Origin of the sequence: Actinomadura chibensis NBRC 106107, assembly GCF_001552135.1 — a bacterium.
Lineage (GTDB): Bacteria > Actinomycetota > Actinomycetes > Streptosporangiales > Streptosporangiaceae > Spirillospora > Spirillospora chibensis.
Genome location: NZ_BCQP01000060.1, coordinates 24,565 through 44,269, shown reverse-complemented (window position 1 = coordinate 44,269; position 19,705 = coordinate 24,565). Strand labels below are relative to the sequence as shown.

The following is a 19,705-nucleotide window of genomic DNA, read 5'->3' as shown; positions in this document are numbered from 1 at the left end:
CCTGGGGCGGCCGGAGATGTGAGGGAGGCCGCGTGGTCGCAAAGCTCCCAGACCAGAGCGCGGAAGGCTATCAGCGAGGGCTCGGGACCCGGCAGATCCAGATGCTGGCGATCGGCGGGACGATCGGCACCGGGCTGTTCCTCGGGGCGGGTGAGAACATCGCCAAGGCCGGGCCCAGCCTGATCCTGACGTACGCGGTGGCCGGGCTCGCGCTGTTCTTCGTCATGCGGGCGCTCGGCGAGTTGCTGACGTACCGGCGGGCGGAAGGGGGGTTCGCGGGGTACGCCCGGGAGTTCCTCGGTCCGTTCTGGGGGTACGCCACGACCTGGACGTACTGGATCATCTGGGTGACGACCGGGATGGCTGAGCTGACGGCGGCCGGCACCTACATCCAGAAGTGGTGGCCGGGCGTCGAGCAGTGGCAGACGGCGTTGGTGGCGCTGCTGGTCCTGTTCGTGGTGAACCTGATTTCGGTGAAGCTGTTCGGCGAGCTGGAGTTCTGGTTCGCCATGATCAAGGTCGCCGCGATCGTGATGATGATCCTGGTCGGGCTCGGCGTGCTGGTCTTCGGGTTCAGCGACGCCGGGGACACGGCCGCGGTGAGCAACCTGTGGTCGCACGGCGGCGTGTTCCCCGAGGGCGCCAGCGCCACGATCATGACGTTGCAGATGGTGATGTTCGCCTACCTGGGCGTCGAGCTGGTCGGGGTGACGGCGAGCGAGGCGAAGGACCCGGAGAAGAACATCCCGCGGGCGATCAACGCGCTGCCGCTCAGGTTCGCGCTGTTCTACCTCGGGTCGCTGCTGGTCATCCTGGCCGTGGTGCCCTGGACGGCGTTCAAGGGCGGCGCGAGCCCGTTCGTCCTGGCGTTCGACAAGATCGGCATTCCGGGCGGCGGGGACATCGTCAACTTCGTGGTGCTGACGGCGGCGCTGTCGTCCTGCAACGCGGGCGGGCTGTACTCGACGTCCCGGATGCTGCGGACGGCGGGCGTGAACGGCGACGGTCCGAAGGTGCTCGGACGCCTGAACGGGCGGGGCGTCCCGGTGCTGACGGTGGTGATCTCGGCGCTGGTCATGGGCATCGGCGTCGTGGTCAACGCGGTGGTGCCGGAGAAGGCGTTCGAGTACATCACCTCGGTGTCGACCGGCGGCGCGCTCGCGGTGTGGACGGTCATTCTGGTCGCGCACATGGTCTACCGGCGGCGGGCGGCGTCCGGGGCGCTGCCTAAGTCGCCGTACCGGATGCCGTGGGCGCCCTACACCAACTGGGCCGTGCTGGCGTTCTTCGTGTTCGTCACCGTGACGATCGCGTGGGAGCACGACACGCGGGTCGCGCTGTACGTGATGGCCGCGTGGGTGGCCCTCGTCCTGCTCGGGTGGCTGTTCGTCCGGCGGTCCTCGCAGGGGGCTCCGGAGGTTCAGGTCGCCGTGGCCGAGGAGGGCTCCCGTGCCTGAGCGCGCCTGAGCGCGGCGGTCGAGAACGCCCCGGCGGTGATCACCGTCGGGGCGTTTCGCGCCGTGGGATGATCCGTGCTGAGCGGTTCCATCCCTCCGGAGGCGCGCAGGTGACCAGCCGAAGCATGCTCGAGATCCGCGTGCGGTGGGTGCTGCTCGTGGTCGTGGGCGTGGCCAACGCGGTCGGGTCGCTGGTCGTGCTGCTGTTCGCGACGTTCGTCGTCCCGGACCCGCCGCTGGACGACCGCGACCACGCGCACCTCGTGAACGCGGCGGCGTTCTTCGGATATCCGGTGGTGGCGGTGCCGGTGGCGCTGTTGCTCGGGTTGCGGCTGTGGCGGCCGGTGGTGCGGCTCGTCCGGGACGGCGGGACGCCCGACCGGCGGCAGCGGCGCGCCGTCCTGCTGGGGCCGCTGCGGCTGACCCTGCTCGTCGGCGCGCTGTGGGCGGTCGGCGCGCTCGGCTGGGCGGCGCTCGACCTCGTCCTGTTCACCGGACGGCTGGCGGTGAAGACCGGCCTGACCTGCCTGCTCGGCGCGGCGACCACGGGCACGATCGTCTACCTGCTGTCGGAGCGGCTGCTGCGTCCGGCCGCGGCGCTGGTGCTCGCGGCGGAGCGGCCGCGGGCGGTCGGGCTGCCGGGGGTGACGACGCGGGTGATGCTGGCCTGGACGCTCGGGACGGCGATCCCGGTGTCCGGGCTGATCTGCGTCGCGGTCGCCGCGCTGGCCGCGCCGGACATCAACGTCACCCAGCTCGCGATCACGATCCTCGGCGTGGGCGGCGCGGCGCTGGCCGCGGGCGGCTGCGTCACCTACATGGCGACGCGGGCGATCGCCGACCCGATCAGGGCCGTCCGGACGGGCATGGCGCGGGTCGAGCGCGGCGACCTCGACACCGAGGTCGACGTGTACGACGCGAGCGAGGTCGGGCAGTTGCAGGCCGGGTTCAACCACATGGTCGCCGGGCTCCGCGACCACGAGCGGCTCCGCGACCTGTTCGGACGCCACGTCGGGGAGGAGGTCGCCGACCTGGCGCTGGAGCGCGGCGACATCACGCTCGGCGGCGAGACCCGCGAGGTCGCCGTCCTGTTCGTCGACCTGACCGGCTCGACGCGGCTCGCCGACACGCGGAGCCCGGACGAGGTCGTCGGCCTGCTCAACCGGTTCTTCGGCGTCGTGGTGGGCGTGGTGGCGCGGCACGGCGGCTGGATCAACAAGTTCGAGGGGGACGCGGCGCTCGCCATCTTCGGCGCGCCCACCCGGCTGGAGGACTCGGCGGGCGCGGCGCTCGGCGCGGCCCGCGAGCTGGCGCTGCGGCTGCGCGCCGAGGTGCCGACGCTGGACGCGGGCATCGGCGTGTCCGCAGGACCGGTCGTCGCCGGGTACATCGGCGCGGAGGAGCGGTTCGAGTACACGGTGATCGGCGACCCGGTGAACGAGGCGGCCCGGCTCTGCGACCTCGCGAAACGCGAGAAGACGCGGGTGCTGGCGTCGGCGGCCGTCCTGGAGCTGGCGCACCTGTGCGAGTCGGGCAGGTGGGAGCTCGGCCGGTCGGAGACCCTGCGCGGACGGAGCCGTCCGACCCGGCTGGGGACGCCCCGGACGCGGCGCGCCGTCCCGTCCCAGGCTCCGTCCCCGGAACCGGCGCCCGAAGCGAAACGCGCGAAACGTCCGCAGCGGGCGAAGCGTGCGGAGCGTCGGGTCAGCGTGCCGCGTGCGCTGCGGCGGAGCCGGAAGGTGCTCTTCGGAGCCCTGGTCCTGGCGAGGTCCGCCAAGGAGGGCCGTCCCGGCGACGATCCCGCGGACGACGGCGGGGCGTAGCGCGAACCCGGCGCGGCGGCGGGGCCGTACATGGCCATGGCGGGTTCCTGATCTGGCCAAGAGGCCGTGTCCGACCGGAGTCGCGCGGACACGTTGCGTATCGTCGCCGGTAGTACACGGTCCGCTACCGGCCCGTAACTCCGGCGTCACGGGACGCCCGGATGGTGGGGGCGTCAAGCCCCGGCTCCCGAGAGGTGAAGATGCACCGTCGGAATCGTCTCGCGCTGTTCGCCGTGACCGCCTCGGCGGCGGTCGTCGTCCCGGCGACGCCCGCAACCGCCGGTCCCGTTTCCGCCGCCCCGCTCCAGTCCTCGCCTCGGAAGGCGCCCGAGTCCGGGCTCCGAGGGGCGCCCGAGCCGCCCGCGCCCTGGGCGGCCCTGCCCGGCGCTCCCGAACCGCGTCCGCGCACGGTCGCCGCCCCGACCGCGGCCGGCGCCACGGACGTCACGGACGTCGCGCACCGCGGCGCGTCCGCCTACGCGCCGGAGAACACGCTCGCCGCGTTCCGCCTCGCCAAGGACAAGAAGGCGGACGTGTTCGAGTTCGACGTCCAGGAGTCCAAGGACCACAAGCTCGTCATCATGCACGACACGACCCTGACCCGGACGACCAACGTGGAGCAGGTGTTCCCCGGCCGGAAGTCCTGGAAGGTCTCGGCGTTCACCCTCGCCGAGATCAAGAAGCTGGACGCGGGCTCCTGGTTCGGGAAGAAGTTCAAGGGCGAGCGCGTCCCCACCCTCGACCAGGTGCTGAGCGAGATGGACGGCCGCGGCCTCGGCCTGCTGCTGGAGATCAAGAGCCCGGAGCTGTACCCGGGCATCGAGAAGCGGATCGCCGCGTCGCTGCGCGGGGCGCCGACCTGGCTGCGGGCGGACCCGGCCGAGCGGCGGCTCGTCGTCCAGTCGTTCGACTGGGAGTCGGTGCGCCGGTTCCACGCCGAGCTGCCGAAGGTCCCGACCGGGCTGATCGGCACGCCCAAGACCGCCGACCTGCCGAAGCTCGCCGCCTACGCCGACCAGATCAACCCGCCGTACGGCGACCTGACCGCGTCCTACGTGAAGAAGGTCCACGCGGCCAAGATGGACCTCCAGACCTGGACGATCGACGACCCCGCCGCGATGCGCAAGGCGATCGGGCTCGGCGTCGACGGCGTCATCTCCAACAAGCCGGACGTGCTCCGCCGCGTCCTCCAGGAGTCCGCCGCCCGCAACGCGGCCTGACTGGTCCCCGCGCGGCCCGGCGTCAGGACGCCGGGTGGGGGAGCAGGTCGCGGGCGCGTGCGAGGAGGGCCCGCGCGGCCGGTCCGCGCGGGCCCTCGGCGCGCCAGGCGAGCGCGATCCGCCCGGTCAGCCGCGGCCGGACGATCGGCAGCGCGTGCAGCCCGCCCGGCCCGCCCACGGCGGCCGACTCGGGCAGCACGGCGACGCCGAGGCCGTGCGCGGCGAGCTGCGCCAGCACGGGCGGCTCGCCCGCCTCGAACGCGACGCGCGGACGGAGCCCGGCGTCGGCGCACGCCTCGTCCAGGACGGACCGCACCCCGGTGCCCTGCGGCAGGCAGATGAGGTCGTGCTCGGCGAGCGTCCGCAACGCGACCGTGGACCGCCGCGCCAGCGGATGGTCGGACCGGACGGCGGCGTAGAGGTCCTGCTCGATGACGGCCCGGATCGCGATGCCGTCCGGCGCGGCGGCGCCGAGGCTGAGGAACGCGAGGTCGATCCGGCCGTCCCGCAGCCCGGCGGTCAGCGCGGCCGCCTGCTCCTGGACGACGGTGATCTCCACGTCCGGATGGTCGCGATGGAACCCGGCGAGGAGTCCGGGCAGGTCAAGGGACCTGATCCAGTCGATGGTGCCGATCGTGACGTGCCCGCGCAGGAGGCCCGTCAGCTCGTCCACGGCGAGCCGCGCGCCCGCGACCGCCGCGAGCGCCGCCCGCGCGTAGGGGAGGACGGCCTCCCCGGCCTCGGTCAGCCGGACGGTCCGTCCGGACCGGTCGAACAAGGGCTGCCCGAGCTCCCGCTCAAGTTGCCGGATCTGCGCGCTCACCCCGGGCTGTGCGACGTGCAGCCGGGCCGCGGCCCGGGTGAAGCCCGCCTCTTCCGTCACCGCCACGAAGTACTCAAGCTGGCGCAGCTCCATAACGAGCGATGCTAACAGCGGTGTGGTCCAGCGCTGGAGCTTCTAGGACGACCGTACCCCCGCGCACCATTTCTTTGGTCTCTCTTGGGCGCTGCGCTGCTGTTCAGAGGACTGTTTTCGATCTGGGCGGTGATTACCTCACCAGCGGGAGGTCGGGTGAACGGACGGCGCACATGGTCCATACGGGTGCGGATGACCGTGATGGCCGGAACGGTCGCCGCCGTGATCTGCGCCATCCTCAGCACCCTGGTCGTCGTCGGGCTGCACGGCCGGGCGGGCGACTACAAGCGCAACCAGGCGATCACCGCGGCGGTCCGGATCGCCTACGAGGTGCGCCGCAAGCCGATGGAGGGGCCGCTCGACGCGCCGGACGGGGTCGTCGTGCAGCTCCTCGACGGCGACCGCCGGGTGATCGCCGGGACGCGCCACGAGCTGGGCGGCTCGCCCATCGCCGGGTTCCGCCCGGCGGCGACGAACATCTACGGCACCCGCGTCCTCTGCCCGCCGCGCGGGCTGAAGGGCTGCATGTGGGTGTTCGCGTACCGCGTCTACCAGCCGGGCGGGGACTGGCTCGTCTACGCGGCCACCCCCAACACCCCCTGGTACGTCAGCGGGGCGCTCCTGCTGGTCCTGATCTCCCTCTCGCTGCTGATCACCCTGCTGGTGAGCCTGCGCGCCTGGGGGACGGTCGACCAGACCCTCGCGCCGGTGGACGCGATCCGCGCCGAGCTGGCGGAGATCACCGCGAGCGAGTCGGGCCGCCGCGTGACGGTGCCGGAGAACCGGGACGAGATCAGGCGCCTCGCCGAGGCCGCGAACGCGACCCTGGACCGGCTCGACAGCGCCCTGGAACGGCAGCGGAGCTTCACCTCGGACGCGTCCCACGACCTGCGCAGCCCGATCGCCGCCGCGCGCGCGCAGCTTGAGGAGGCGCTGCTCGACCCGGACGACGTCGAATGGCCGAGGGTGGCGCGGTCCGTCCTGCAGAGCCTGGAGCGGCTCCAGGCGATCGTGACGGACCTGCTGCAGCTCGCCCGCCTCGACGCCGCCGCCTGGCACGGGACGGAGACGATCGACCTCGCCGCGCTCGTCACGATCGAGGTGGCGCGCTCCGACCGGACGAAGCGGATCGTCCCGCATCTGCAGGACGGCGTGACGGTGCACGGCGACCGGCTCCGGCTCGTCCGGCTGCTGACGAACCTGCTGGACAACGCCGAGCGGCACGCCCAGTCCCGGATCGACATCACGGTGCGGCGGGAGGACTCGATGGCCGTCCTGGAGGTCCTCGACGACGGGACGGGCATCCAGAAGGAGAACCGCGACCTGGTCTTCCAGCGGTTCGCGCGGCTCGCCGACAGCAAGGCGCGCGACCCGGCGGGCACCGGGCTCGGCCTGCCCATCGCCCGCGAGATCGCGAAGATGCACGGCGGGACGCTCACCATCGAGGACAGCGACTCGGGGGCCCGGTTCGTCCTGCGCATCCCGCGCGACCAGGACGACGGCGGCGCGGGCGGCGGCTAGGACGGCGGCGCGGGCGGCGGGGGTCCCTGAGAAGCGGAAAACCCCGCGTCGCGGGGGCACGCGGGGCATCTGGTCGGGCCGAGGGCGGCCCGTGCGGGGGACGGGCCGGCGTCAGGCGGAGGACGGGATCGACGGATCACACGGCGGACTGCACGCCCACTCCGCACAGGTGGATCCAGCCTTCGGTCTTGAGCTTCTTCACCCTGCAGCTGATGGGCTCGTACTCGGCGCGGTTCACGTAGCCGGGGCCGTGGGCGATGACGGACTCGTAGACGAAGGTGGACGCGATGAAGCCGAGGTCGGCTCCGGACGCGGCGAGGCGGTCCTTGAGCGGACGCGCGTCGAGCAGCCGGGCGGTGCGGATCAGCGCCCAGCCCGAAATGCCGGGCGGGTCGGGCATGACCGGGCCGACGTGCACCGCGACCCGCAACTGGAAGCGGACCGGCACGCTCGCCTTCTCGTTGTGCCGGCGCAGCCGCCGCGCCAGCGACGCGATCACGGCGTCGACGACGGCGGCGGTCGGGACCTCGGGCGGGACGACGATCAGCGCCCCGTCGCCGCGGTCCTCCAGGTAGCAGACGCTCCAGGGCACCCCGGACTCCTCGAACGCCTCGCGCAGCAGCCTGTACATGGCGCGCCGCATGTCGAGACGGTCGCGGTCGTTGCGGTGGGACGCGCTGAAGCCCGCGATGTCGGTGTAGGCGATGGTGCAGTTCCGTCCCATCCAGGACGGTCCCGCCTGGGCGGACGGGTAGGGGGACGGGCTGATCACCATCGGCTGGGTCGCCTTGTCCTCGTCGTCGTCCTCGTACGGGATGCTCGAAGCCGGGACGAGGTGCGTGCCGTGACCGTCCGGCTCGCCCGGGGGAAGCGGCATGGGCGCGGTCGCGTAGGAACGCTGCTGCCCGTACAGGCCCGCGGCACCGGTGTGCCCGACCCCGCTCTGCGCCGCGTAGCCGTTCTGTCCGGCGTAACCGGGTTGGACGGTGTATCCGGCCGCCGTCTCGTAGCCGTGCGTCGTGCCGGGCGCGTACTGCATCCCGGACCCGTTGCGCGGGCCGTAGCCGTACTGGGCGGCGGGCCCGTACGGCGCCGCCTGCCTCCGGCCGGACTGCTCGGTCAGCCGGTCGTACAGCTCCCGTTCGAGGACGTCGACCACCCGCGGATGGTCGCTCAGGTAGGCGGCGAAGGGCTGGGTCGTCATCCGCAGGCCGCGGACGGTCCCCATCGCGACGATCGTGGCCGACCGGCGCCGCATCAGCAGGGCGGCGCGCTCGCCGATGATGTCGCCTGGACGGCGGAACGCGATGATGCGCTCGTGGCCGTCCCGGTTCACCGAGACCCTGACCGACCCGGCCTGGATCACGACCGCCTGGTCGGCGGCCTGGCCCTCGGCCCACAGGATCGTGCCGACGGGGTAGACGACCTCCTGCGCGATGGCGAGCAGCGCGTCCTGCTCGGTCTCGGTGAGGGCGCCCCAGAAGCCCTGGAGCGGAGGCGTCAGAACGGGGTGACCGCCCGCCGGACCGCCCGCCGGAACGGTCGCCCCGCCCCGCCGCGCGACGGCCTGCCCCCCGACCCCCGTCCACCCATGCCCCTGCCCGCCCCCGTACTGCCCGGTCTCAGTCCCGAGCTGGCTGGTGCCGGGCTGCCCGCTGCCGGGTTGGTTGGTGCCGGGTTGGCCGGTCCTGGGATGACCGCCGCCGGGCTGTCCGGTGCCGGGATGGCCAGCTCCTGGCTGGCCGCCGCCGGGCTGTCCGGTGCCGGGATGGCCAGCTCCTGGCTGGCCGCCGCCGGGATGACCGAATCCTGGCTGGCCGGTCTCGGGTTGGCCGGTCCTGTGATGACTGGTGCCTGGCTGGCCGGTGCTGGGATGACCGGTGCCGGGGTGGCCGGTAGTGGGACGTGCGGTTCTGGGGTGTGCGGTTCCTTGGTGTGCGGCTCCGGGGCGGGTGCCGCCGGGGGCGGTGGCGGTTCGGTGGTCGGTGGCGTCCGCCTGGTGCTCGGTGGCGTCGGCCCGGTGCTCGGTGGCGCTCGCCGGTCGGACGGGGTGCCGGTCGGCGGCGGCGTCGAGTTCGGAGGGGACGATCTGGTCCGGGTCGTGGTGTCGGGTGTGCTCGTCCATCACCGCACCCGACTGGCGTCCGGCCGGGCGGCGGACGCTGGGCTCGCGGGGCGGCGGCCGCCCGCAGGGTGGATGCGGCTCGACGGGTCGATGTTCCTCGTGGGGCGGATGTCAAAGGTAGGGGGATGAAACAGTTGTCCTGACATATCGAGAACCCCATGCTTCGAATTGCGCCTCGGACGCCTTCGGAACGGTCGGCCGAATTGTCGGCCGGGGATCGTCCGGAGTGCCGAAGTCGCCTTCACCTACTAGCCCGCGGCGCGTGATCGCGGCTAGACTGGGTGAGTCCGCAGAGAACGTTTTGGCAGGTCAAGCCCAGGTCCTTCTGCGTTTTCACAGGGTGCCGGTAAAGGCCCGCCGCCACGGTCTACGCGGTCCCGAGGAGTCGCTCTCCGCTTTCCCTCCGATCGGCCTGGCTCGCTACCGGTGATCGTCGGGAGGCGGCGGGCGACTCTATTCTCTGTTCCTGGTGATGCCGAAAAGTCGGTGTCGCGTCGCGTCCCTCCCCGTCCGGGCGTCACCCTGAGTCAGGCCGCCCGTGTCCTCTGGTAGCAGCGCGCCCGCTGTCATACCGGAGTCTGGTAGTTTGCTATCTAGCACATTACAACATGGCCTACGGGCATGCAGCAGTCTGGAAGCTTCAGACCAGAGTTATGGGCGATATGACGGGGTCTGTTTCTTGAGTAGGGCTCGCGGGGGCGACGTCAGGTGGCGCGATGGCGTGACGTACCGTGCTAGGTGGCGAGCTGCCGGATTGCATACGGCCTAGTGGCGTCGACTACATAGAGTGAGCGATTGAGATGACCAGTGACCAGGGGCCGATCGTCCAGAGCGCGCTTCTGCGGGCCGAACTCGTCCGACTGCGGAAAGAGAAGGGCCTGACGCAGGAGCACGTCGCCGGCGAACTCGAATGGTCCCCGTCGAAGCTCATCCGGGTCGAGGGCGGTAAGAACTCCATCACCCGCACCGATCTGCAGGCATTGCTGGCGGTGTACGGCGTCACCTCGGAGGAACGGCAGGAACGGCTGCAGGCCCTGGCCCGCGGCGCGCGGGAGCCCGCCTGGTGGAACGAATACAAGGGCGAGCTCAATCCGAGCTTCCTCAACTACGTGGGCTATTCGGCGGGCGCGGCCTACATCCGGCAGTTCCACGGGACGGTCGTCCCCGGGCTGCTGCAGACTCCCGAATACGCGGAGGTGCTGGCCACCGGCAGGGCGCCCGAGCGGTCCCGGGTCCTCGCGGTGAAGCTCCGCATCCAGCGGCAGAAGGAGCTCGCCCGGCGGCGGAACCCGCCGCGGCAGCACTACATCATCGACGAGGCGGTCATCCGCCGGCACATCGGCATCACCACCGATCCCGCGATCATGCCCAACCAGCTCCACCGCATCGCCGACGACGCCGAGCGCGACGACCTCGTGACCGTCCGGGTCATCCCGTTCAGCGCGGGCGCGCACCCCGGGCTCGACGGCCCCTTCAGCATCCTTGAGTTCGACGGCGATCTCGACGACGTCCTCTACCTCGAGGGACGGCCCGGCACCAGCGTGATGCTCACCGGCGACCACGAGAAGATCCCCGAATACCGCGACACCTTCGAGGAGCTCCGCGAGACGGCGCTGTCGGCCGACGAGTCGATCGCGCTGCTCCGCCAGGCCGCCGAAGACCTGATGAGCTGACCCGACGACCCACCCGATTCGACGCTCTGACCCGACGCCGTCCGACTCAACGCCGTCCGACTCAACGCTCCGACCCGATGCTCTGACTCCCCGCCGTCCGACTCGACGCCCCGATTGACGCACTGACCCGATGCCCCGCTCGACGCCCCGACTCTGACCCCACGCCGTCCGATCCGACCCGACGATCCGCCAGCCCGACTCGACGGCCCGCCGGGCCCGGCCCGAGGGGCCGCTGCCTGACTCGACCGCCGTAACTCCGTTTCACCGCGAAATCGTCGTATCACTCCTCCCCGACGCCACCGGAGGTGACAGCCGCGCAAGGCACCTACAAGGCGAGTGGCCCGCATAGCACGCAGCGTGATCTTGTGGTCCCGTGTAGGCGGAATAACAGGAACCGTTTACACTCGTGATCGGGAAATTATCCACAAGGTCGTGGTTTCTTGTGCCCTGCTTGGTGCTCGCCCGGCGGGTGTTCTTGCCCGATCGGATGGCGAGACGGCACCCGCCGGCATCGGATGGAGGGTTGCTGGATCGTGAACCTGTCGAAACAAGTGGCGGCGCTGTCCTGGCGCAAGGGCAGCCAGAGCCAGACCAACGACGAATGCGTCGAGGTGGCGGCCCTCGGCCCGTCGGTGCTGGTCCGGGATTCGCGCGATACCGCGGCGGGCGTCCTGGCGCTCGATTCTGCACAGTGGAATGCGCTGGTGTCGGCGATCCAGAGCGGCGAACTGGACTGCCGTTGAGTCCCGCGACGCTTTTACCGGACCGTCCTGGAAAACTGTGCACATAAACCGTCGCGCGACGGCTTGACTGTGCACTCCTGACAATCGCGCCGGAAATCGCCCGAAAGTGCGGGGACGCGGGCGCGGCGGAGGCGGCGGAGGCGGGGCCGCCGTCTCAGTAGAGGAACGGGAGCGCGATCCCCTCGGCGCCGGTCAGGTCGGCGCCGGACGAACGTCCCATCAGCCAGGCGAGCAGGGACGCCTCCGTCCCCGCGACGACGTGCTCGCCGCCGCCGCTGCCGAGGTCGCGCCCGGTGTCGGTGGCGTGCAGCCGCAGGTCGGGCGCGTCGTCCCGGCGGGCGAACGAGGCGACCACGCTGCCGAGCATCCGGGCCGTGAAGTCGGCGGGCCAGTCGCGGGGCGTGAACCCGGCGTCCAGGTCGACGTGGTGGACGAGCACCTCGGTCAGCCGCGCGTCCGACGCCCGCGCGGCGGGATGCCGGACGCCCGACGTCCACTGGACGACTCGCTCCCACGCCTCATCCGGCATCAGCGTGTAGGCGTCGGCGAACCGGCGGGCGCTTTCCCGCACGTCCGCGACGAGCGCGGCCGCGGGGCGTCCCGCGCCCTCCTCGATCTCGGCCGCCCGGGCCTCCGCGCTCGGGTACTCGTAGGACTCGACGCCCGTCCTCGCCCAGGTCAGCAGCCGCGTCCCGCCGTCGGCGTTGCGCGCGACATGGGTGAGGACGTGCCCGCGCGTCCACCCCGGCAGCAGCGACGGCGCCCGGCACGCCGCGTCGTCGAGCCGCGCCGCCGTAACGAGCAGCGCCCGCGTCGCGGCCGTGATCGTGGCGAGCGGCTCGACCCTGGTCACGGCGCGATGTCCGCCGGAAGGAGGGTGGAGAGCTGCTCGGTCGTCAGTTCCGTGCCGCCGCCCGCGAGTTGCTCGGTGCGGCGGGCGTGCGCGGTGACCGCCGACCGGAACAGCTTGTCGACCTCGCGGCCGTTGCCCTCCCGGTACCGGTCGCGGTGCGCTTCGAGGTGCGCGACGAGGGCCTCCCGCGTCGGCTCCGGGACGAGGTAGTCCGCCGCCTCCGCCTTGCCGAGGAAGATCGACACGAGCCCGTCGACGTCGTAGGGACGAAACGTCAGCGTCCGCGCGAACCGGGAGGCCAGACCCGGGTTCGCGGCGAGGAAGCCGTCCATCTCGGACGAGTACCCGGCGGCGATCACGATCACCTCGTCGCGGTGGTCCTCCATCAGCTTGACGAGCGTGTCGATCGCCTCCAGCCCGAAGTCGTGCCCGCTGTCGACGGGCCGCGACAGTGTGTACGCCTCGTCGATGAACAGGACGCCGCCGCGCGCCCGCTCGAACACCTCCGCCGTCTTCTGCGCGGTGTGCCCCACGTACTGCCCGACGAGGTCGACCCGCGCCGCCTCGACGACCTGCCCCTGCGCGAGGACGCCGAGCGCCGCCAGCAGCTCTCCGTACAGCCGCGCGACCGTCGTCTTGCCCGTGCCCGGCGGACCGGCGAAGACCAGGTGCCCGGTGAACGGCTCGGCCTCCAGCCCGGCCTCGCGGCGGCGCCGGGACGAGGCGAGCAGGTCCAGCAGGTCGCTGATCTCCTGCTTGACCTCCGCGAGCCCGGTCATCCCGATCAGCCTGCCGAGGACGTGCGCGACCTGGTCGGAGTCGCGGGCCTCACCGAACCGCGCGGCGAGGCCCGTCTCGACGTCCAGGTCCTCGGCGAGGAGCAGGCTCAGCTCCGCGCCGGACGGCAGCTCGGCGAGGTCGGCGAGGCGCTGCGCCTGCCGCTCCACCGCCGCCTCGAACACCCGGCGCGCGGCCCGGCCGTTGCCGAACGTCGCGTCCCGCCGGACGGACTTGAAATGGTCGAGGATCGCGTCGCGCGCGTCGTCGGACAGCCGGTAGCCGTCCTTCTCCGCCTGCGCGGCGGTGATCTGGAGCAGTTCGGCGGGGCTGTAGTTCTCGAACTCCACCGTCCGGGAGATGCGCGACTTCAGGCCCGGGTTCGCGGCGAGGAACTCGCGCATCTCCGCCGAATATCCGGCGGCGATGACGACGACCTCGTCGCGGTGGTCCTCCATGAGCTTGACGAGGGTGTCGATGGCCTCCTGCCCGAAGTCGGTGCCGGACGTCTTGCGGGACAGCGCGTACGCCTCGTCCAGGAACAGCACCCCGCCGCGCGCCCGGTCGAACGCGGCGGTCGTCTTCAACGCCGTCCCGCCCACGTTCTCCGAGACGAGATCGGCCCGGCTCACCTCGACGACCTGGCCGTTCGCGACGACGCCGAGCGCCGCGAGGATGCGCCCGTACAGGCGCGCGACGGTCGTCTTGCCCGTGCCGGGCGGACCGGCGAACACCATGTGGCGGCCGATCGCCGGGCCCGGCGGCAGCCCGGCGAGGCGCCGCTGCTCGGCCACCTTCTGCAGGTTCGTCAGCTTCCTGATCTCGCGTTTCACCCCGGCGAGGCCGACCATCGCGTCCAGTTCGGCGAGCAGCGCGTCGGCCGTGCCTTCGCCGCCGCCGCCGGCCGGGCCCGCGCCCGGCCCGCGCCCCGCGCCCTTCGGCGGGACGGGGCCCGCGCCCCCGGTCGCCTCCGGTTCGCGCACCTGCGCGGTCGGCGGCTCCTCCGGCTCGAAGTCGAACGAGTCCGGAACGGCGTTCCCCTCGCTCGTCAGCCGCTCCGTGTGGACGCGCGCCGAACGCGCCGCGAGGACGCCCGACCCGCCGCTGTTCAGGATCGAGCAGTCGCGCAGGAGCAGGTCCGAGCCGGGGTCGGCGTTCACCCCGAACGTCGTGCTGTCCGCGACGATGGTGCGGTCGAACGTCCCGTCGCCGCCGGTGCCCACGAGGACGCCGACCGTCGAGCGCTCCACCCGGCCGCGCAGGAACGTGGCGCGGCCCCGCGCGCCGACGTACACGCCGTTCAGCGCCGCCTCGACGACCTCGCAGTCCTCGAAGGTGGCGGTGGCCTCCTCGACGGCGATGCCGGTGCGGCGCGGCGACTCGGACCGGACGCGCCGCGCGGTCAGCGTCCCGCCGGCGGTCACCCACACGGCCTCCAGCGTCGCGTCCGCGATCAGGCAGTCCTCGGCGAGCGCGTTCGCGTTGTCGCGGACGACGAGCGAGCACTGCCCCGACCCGTGCAGCGCCGAGTTGCGGACCGCCGCGTCCGCCCGGTCGTCCACCAGGACGGACGCCGCCCCGGCGCCCGTCACCGTGCACTGCTCGATCAGCGGCCTGGACCCCTCGGTCACCCAGATGCCGCTGCCGCCCGCGCCCTCGATCCGGCAGGACCGGATCGTGACCGCGCTGCCCATCCGGATCGCGACCGCGTTGCCGTCCGGCCCGGCGACGTCGGTGGACTCCATCACCCCGGACGCGGCCGAGTACACGACCGCGCCGTCCTGCACCCGGCAGTTCTTCAGCGCGAGCCGCCCGCCGTTCCACGCCCGCACCGCCACGGCCTCGGACCGGCTCACGAACTGGCACTGCTCGGCGAGGACGCTGCCCTCGGAGACGTCCAGCGCGGCGCCCTCCGCGCTCCAGTTCCGGATGACGAGGCCCTGCAGCGTCACGTTGCCGGTCAGCTCGATCGTGGCGTCGGTGGCGCCGTCCAGCGTGACCGACCCCGGCCCGCCGACGGCCGTCAGCACGAAGTCGCCCGAACTGCGGAACCCGGTGTTCGGATACTGGCCGGGCTCGATCAGGATGTGCCGTCCGGGGGGTGAGAACGGCGGGATCGGCGCCTGCAGCGCGTCCAGTACCGTGCGATACGCCCCCGGAGAGGTCTGAGACACGACCAGACGAAGCAACGGGCCTCCTCCCGAATCACCGTTATGGTGCCATGAGGTGACCTGTCCCTGCGGCCCGATGCCGCTCGCTTACCTCCCTTCCGCACCCCTTCCACGCGCCCGCCCGAGCCCTGGCCGGTGGCTTGGTGGTCGTGGCTTGGTGGTCGTGGTCAGCGGACTCCGCGGGGCCTGAACTGCACGCTGATCCGCGGGCCGGTCACGCGGGCGCTCTTCGGGATGGCGTGTTCCCAGGTGCGCTGGCAGCTTCCGCCCATCACGATCAGGTCGCCGTGCCCCAGCTCGTGGCGGACGGTCGCGCCGCCGCCGCGTGGCCGGAGGAGCAGGCTCCGGGGCGTTCCCACCGACAGGATCGCGACCATGGTGTCTTCAGAGGCGCCCCTTCCTATCCGGTCGCCGTGCCAGGCGACGCTGTCGCGTCCGTCCCGGTACAGGCAGAGGCCCGCCGTACGGAACGGTTCTTTCAGTTCGCTTGCGTAGTGGTCGTCCAGCGCGGACTTCGCTTCGTCCAGGACGGGGTCGGGCAGCGGCTCGCCCTCGTCGTAGAAGGCGAGCAGGCGCGGGACGTCCACGACCCGGTCGTACATGTGCCGCCGCTCCGCCCGCCACGGGACGGTCTCCAGCAACCGCTCGAACAGCGCGTCCGCCCCGGGGATCCAGCCGGGCAGGACGTCCACCCAGGCGCCGCCGGACAGCCGCGTCCGCCGCGCGTCGCTCAGCGGACGCGGACCGCGCTCGTCCGTGTCGTCCAGCAGTGAAGCCTGGAACATGCCTCCACTGTACCCGCTGAATCAAACAAGTGTTCGAGTTGGCGGCGTCGAACTCAGAATTCCATCGCCAGGTCCTTGAGCAGCGCGATGCTGCGCGCGGGCGGCGCGGCCCGGATCGCGAGCAGGTCCATGATGTGCTTGTAGCGCTCGGCCTCCCGGCCCTCCGGGTAGCGGGCGCTGGTGAGCTGTTCGAGGTAGACGACGTCGTCCAGCTCGTCCGCCCCGAACCGGACGATCGTGACCGGCCCGCCGAGCGCGAGGTGCCCGCCCGCCGTGAACGGCAGCAGCTGGACGTTCACGTTCGGCAGCGCCTCCGCGACGGCGATCAGGTGCTCGATCTGGGCGCGCATCGTCGCCGTCCCGCCGATCGGCCTGCGCAGCGCCGCCTCGTCGATGACCGTCCACAACCGCACCGGCGCGACCGGGCGAAACAGGATCTTCTGCCGCGTCATCCGCACCGTGAGCCGCCGGTCGAGCCCGTCGTAGCCCGCGTCGAAATGCTCCAGCCCGATGACGGCCCGCGCGTACTCCTGCGTCTGGAGCAGGCCCGGGATGTACTGCACCTCGTAGGAGCGGATCGTCGTCGCCGACTGCTCAAGGCCGACATACTGCTCGAACCAGCTCGGCACGACATCGCCGTAGCTCTGCCACCAGCCCGGCTTCTTCGCCTCCTGGACGAGCTCGACGAAGCTCTCCCGCTCGTCCTCGTCATCGATGCCGTAGAGATCCAGCAGGTCCAGGACGTCGCGGAGCTTGAAGCCGTGCCGTCCCAGTTCGAGTCGGCACATCTTGGACTCCGAGCCGCGGATCGCCGCACCGGCCTCGGCCCGCCCGATGCCCCTGTCCTCCCGCATCCGACGCAGCCGCGCGCCGATCTGCATGCGCAGCGCGGTCGGACCTGCCTCCCGATTGTCCAGCACTTTTTCTCCAGCGCTCGTACGCCACGACGACCCTCGGAGGGTCTCACAGGCATTGCCGGACGCGCAGGAGACCTCGCGTCAGAGATATGTCACTCCCGCCCCCGCTTTACAAATCACATCATCGGCATGATTGGCGAGAACACCCATTACCCACCCTCCCCGAGGCCCTCCACCGCCTTTCCAACCCCGCACCGAACATCCCCGCCCCGCTCCCCACGCCCACCCCGAACCACTCACCCCCCGACGCCCCCCGAGTGGATCCCACACCCACCTCCCCGCCAGCCACACGATCAGTTCCCGCACCCGCCTCACGCCGCCCACCGAGCCCACTCCCGCACCCGCCCCGTAGCCCGCAGGGTCGGTTCCCACACCGCCCCGTAGGTCACCGGGGTTGCTCCCGCGCCCGTTGCCCGTTCAGCGTCCGCTCCCTGAGTTGACCGCTGGCCCGCTGCGGGCAGGCAGTTGGGTCGGCTCTTGGGGCGTTCTTCCTTGCTTCTCTGCACCCGCCTGGCAACCCGGCTCTGGGTTGGTACAGGGCCCGTTCGTGCCCACTACCGCGTTGGTCATGGCTTGCTCCGGGCTGACCGTCAGGTCGCCCACGCCTTTCTGCGCCTGCATGCGTGGCCCACTCCGGGTTGATCGCCGGGTTTGCTGCGGGCACGTCGCTGCGGTGGTTTCTCCGGACGGGTGCCGTGGCGGTTCCTTTGCGCGCACCCGGCTGGCCGGGCGGTGCTGGCTGCTGGCGCCCTTCCCAGTTCCGTTGCCGGGTTGGACGTGGGGCCCTCAGAGCTGACCGTCAGTCGGCCACCCTGTGCTTCCCGTGTTTGGCGGCTCGGGGCGGGTTGCGGTGCGGTCGTTTGTGGGTGTCAGGCGTTGTTGGGGAGGGGGCGGCGGTGGGGGACGAGAAGGTCCAGATCGGCTCTGGTCACGTGGGCCAAGGCGGCTATTCCGTCGCGGTCCGTGCCCGCTGTCGCGACGATCTCCAGCGCGCGGGTCAGCATCGTCGGTTGTTCGAGCGGGCGCGTCGGGCCCGGTTCCTGCCGCCGCCATCCCCGCGAGCTCAGCGCGGACATCGCCGTCCGGTACGCGGGCTCCTTCATCACGCCGAGCGTGCGCGCCCGATAGAGGAGCGCCGCCATGCTGACGCCCCAGACCGCCTTCAACTCGGCGAGCCGTTCCCAGTCGGCCCGGTTCGGCAGTTCGTCGCCGATCTCGTCCGCGGGCATGAGGAATTCCGCGGCGAACCGGTGCGCCTGATCTTCGACGATCTTCTCGCCGGGCTCGGCGTCGGCGTGCATCACCAAATGGCCGAGCTCGTGCGCGCCGTCGAAACGGTTACGCCAGTAATCGCCTTTGGCCGGATTGAAGAAGACCATCGGGCGCGGATGGACGCCGACGCTGAACGCGTCCACCCGTTCGGCCGCGTCCGGCAGCACGAGCACGACCACGCCGTGCGCCTCCAGCAGCCGCACCACGTGGGGCACCGGTCCGGGCTCGGCGACCAGCGCCTTGCGCGCCAGCCTGGCCGCCTCCACGGGCCCGCTCCCGGCGATCTCGTCCGGCGGGACGACGTACTCCGGCAGCTCCACCTCGGGCAGGTCGACAAGTCGCTCAAGCGCGGCGACGACGTCCGTGGCGATGCGCCCGTACGCGAGCGCCTGGTCGCGCTCGATCTGGCTGGTCGAGCGCAGCGAGCGGAAATGGGCGCCGTCCAGCGACACCGGGCTCCGCCCGCCGCCGAAAAACGCCACGGGCACGCCGAGCGCTACCGCCAGGCGTTTCACGGTCGGCTCATCGGGCCGCTGCACCCCGGCCTCGTACCGCCCGATCGCCTTCGGCGTCGTCCCGACGGCCTCCGCGAGCTGGTTCTTGCGCAGGCCCCTGAGCCGCCTGGCGAGCGTCAGCCGCTCGCAGTCGAACAGCACCCGCGCCACCCTTTGCTAACCCGATCCTCGTCGCCGACCCGATCCTGCCGTCAAGCCGACCTCAATACCAGGCCGACCTCGCCGGTGCGTCCGATCCGGTCTGCCGGGCCGATGTCGTTGTCAGGCCGATCTCGTCTCCCTGCGGAGCCGCATGGGGACGTCGTCGGCGCCATCCTCGTCGTCGGCGTCGTCCCAGAGCGGCATGGTCCGCTCGACGAGCTTACGACGTGGATCAGGCCCGATGGCGTCGTCGATCTCACGTATCCAGTGCCAGGCCGTACCTCCGTCCGCGTTCCACCTGGGACGCCCCAGGAAAAGCTCCATTTCCAGCGGTTCCTCGCTGGCGCTGTGCGCGAGGACCAGCGTGATCACCCCGGGCGTGTCGCGCTGGATCCCGAGCGGCAGCTCCAACTGCGGATCGTCGACGTACCCCTGCCGCGCCACCGCCTGCTTGGTGGGACTGTCCCGGTCCCACCGGATCGCCCGGACGTTCCCGAACTCGTGCCGCTTGAGCAGCACCCGGTACGGCCCGTACCGCCACCCGGGGGACCCGTTGAGGTCGTCCCGCACGACCGTCTCCGCCAGGTCGCGCTTGAAGACGCGGTCGAGATGGCTCTCCAGCAACTCGAACGCGCCGACCCCGTACGTCCGCTCCTTGAACCCCGCGGCCCGGCTCAGCCCCCCGAACAGGACCAGCGTGGCCTCCCGGTGCGCGTCCCGCAGGGCATGCAGGAAGCCCGCCGTGCGGAGTTCGTCCCAAACGACCCTGTCCTCAGCCACGCCGCCACCCTAGGCG

14 protein-coding genes are annotated in these 19,705 nt (G+C 71.9%); 6 read left to right on the top strand and 8 right to left on the bottom strand.

The genetic code is table 11. The features are described 5' to 3' along the window. The first annotated feature begins 32 nt into the window (after positions 1-32). The 3 genes from ACH01S_RS32280 (at position 33) to ACH01S_RS32270 (ending at position 4,500) form a co-directional block, all read left to right on the top strand. Positions 33-1,457: an amino acid permease gene (locus ACH01S_RS32280; RefSeq protein WP_067900442.1), complete on the top strand. Its 1,425-nt coding sequence runs from the start codon at positions 33-35 to the stop codon at positions 1,455-1,457. Between the two features lie 125 nt (positions 1,458-1,582). Then, on the top strand, positions 1,583-3,280 hold the full coding sequence (locus tag ACH01S_RS32275; RefSeq protein WP_246236532.1) for an adenylate/guanylate cyclase domain-containing protein: 1,698 nt from the start codon (positions 1,583-1,585) through the stop codon (positions 3,278-3,280). Between the two features lie 200 nt (positions 3,281-3,480). Further along, positions 3,481-4,500, top strand: coding sequence for a glycerophosphodiester phosphodiesterase (locus ACH01S_RS32270; RefSeq protein ID WP_083981393.1), 1,020 nt, complete (start codon positions 3,481-3,483; stop codon positions 4,498-4,500). 22 nt (positions 4,501-4,522) lie between these two features. Here ACH01S_RS32270 and ACH01S_RS32265 read toward each other — a convergent pair whose 3' ends face one another. Further along, positions 4,523-5,416 (bottom strand): LysR family transcriptional regulator, encoded by an 894-nt coding sequence (locus tag ACH01S_RS32265; protein ID WP_067900434.1) that lies wholly within the window; start codon positions 5,414-5,416, stop codon positions 4,523-4,525. A 192-nt stretch (positions 5,417-5,608) separates the two neighbouring features. On the opposite strand from ACH01S_RS32265, the gene ACH01S_RS32260 reads away from it, so the two are divergent. Further along, entirely contained in the window at positions 5,609-6,937 is a 1,329-nt protein-coding gene (locus tag ACH01S_RS32260) for a sensor histidine kinase (RefSeq protein ID WP_067900566.1), read from the top strand. 136 nt (positions 6,938-7,073) lie between these two features. On the opposite strand, the gene ACH01S_RS42785 is transcribed toward ACH01S_RS32260, so the two are convergent. After that, on the bottom strand, positions 7,074-9,062 hold the full coding sequence (locus tag ACH01S_RS42785) for a cyclic nucleotide-binding domain-containing protein (protein WP_083981387.1): 1,989 nt from the start codon (positions 9,060-9,062) through the stop codon (positions 7,074-7,076). 800 nt (positions 9,063-9,862) lie between these two features. Between ACH01S_RS42785 and ACH01S_RS32245 the strand changes: the two genes are divergently transcribed. Beyond that, positions 9,863-10,735, top strand: a complete 873-nt coding sequence (locus ACH01S_RS32245) for a helix-turn-helix domain-containing protein (protein ID WP_067900424.1) — start codon at positions 9,863-9,865, stop codon at positions 10,733-10,735. Positions 10,736-11,268: 533 nt separating this feature from the next. Further along, positions 11,269-11,478, top strand: coding sequence for a DUF397 domain-containing protein (locus ACH01S_RS32240; RefSeq protein WP_218010474.1), 210 nt, complete (start codon positions 11,269-11,271; stop codon positions 11,476-11,478). 154 nt (positions 11,479-11,632) lie between these two features. On the opposite strand, the gene ACH01S_RS32235 is transcribed toward ACH01S_RS32240, so the two are convergent. The 6 genes from ACH01S_RS32235 to ACH01S_RS32210 form a co-directional block, all read right to left on the bottom strand. After that, positions 11,633-12,331, bottom strand: a complete 699-nt coding sequence (locus ACH01S_RS32235) for a maleylpyruvate isomerase family mycothiol-dependent enzyme (protein ID WP_067900417.1) — start codon at positions 12,329-12,331, stop codon at positions 11,633-11,635. Beyond that, complete coding sequence (locus tag ACH01S_RS32230) at positions 12,328-15,282, bottom strand: AAA family ATPase (protein WP_246236533.1); 2,955 nt, start codon at positions 15,280-15,282, stop codon at positions 12,328-12,330. The genes ACH01S_RS32235 and ACH01S_RS32230 overlap by 4 nt, the downstream gene beginning before the upstream one ends. Before the next feature lie 164 nt (positions 15,283-15,446). Continuing rightward, a complete protein-coding gene (locus tag ACH01S_RS32225) occupies positions 15,447-16,064 on the bottom strand; it encodes an alpha-ketoglutarate-dependent dioxygenase AlkB (RefSeq protein ID WP_067900413.1) in 618 nt (205 codons plus the stop codon). A 53-nt stretch (positions 16,065-16,117) separates the two neighbouring features. Then, positions 16,118-16,984 (bottom strand): Sco1979 family transcriptional regulator, encoded by an 867-nt coding sequence (locus tag ACH01S_RS32220; protein WP_246236534.1) that lies wholly within the window; start codon positions 16,982-16,984, stop codon positions 16,118-16,120. Between the two features lie 866 nt (positions 16,985-17,850). Beyond that, positions 17,851-18,909, bottom strand: coding sequence for a helix-turn-helix domain-containing protein (locus ACH01S_RS32215; protein ID WP_246236535.1), 1,059 nt, complete (start codon positions 18,907-18,909; stop codon positions 17,851-17,853). Positions 18,910-19,029: 120 nt separating this feature from the next. Continuing rightward, positions 19,030-19,689 carry a hypothetical protein gene (locus ACH01S_RS32210; RefSeq protein WP_067900403.1) on the bottom strand — a complete coding sequence of 220 codons (660 nt, stop codon included), beginning with the start codon at positions 19,687-19,689 and terminating at the stop codon, positions 19,030-19,032. Between the last annotated feature and the right edge of the window lie 16 nt (positions 19,690-19,705).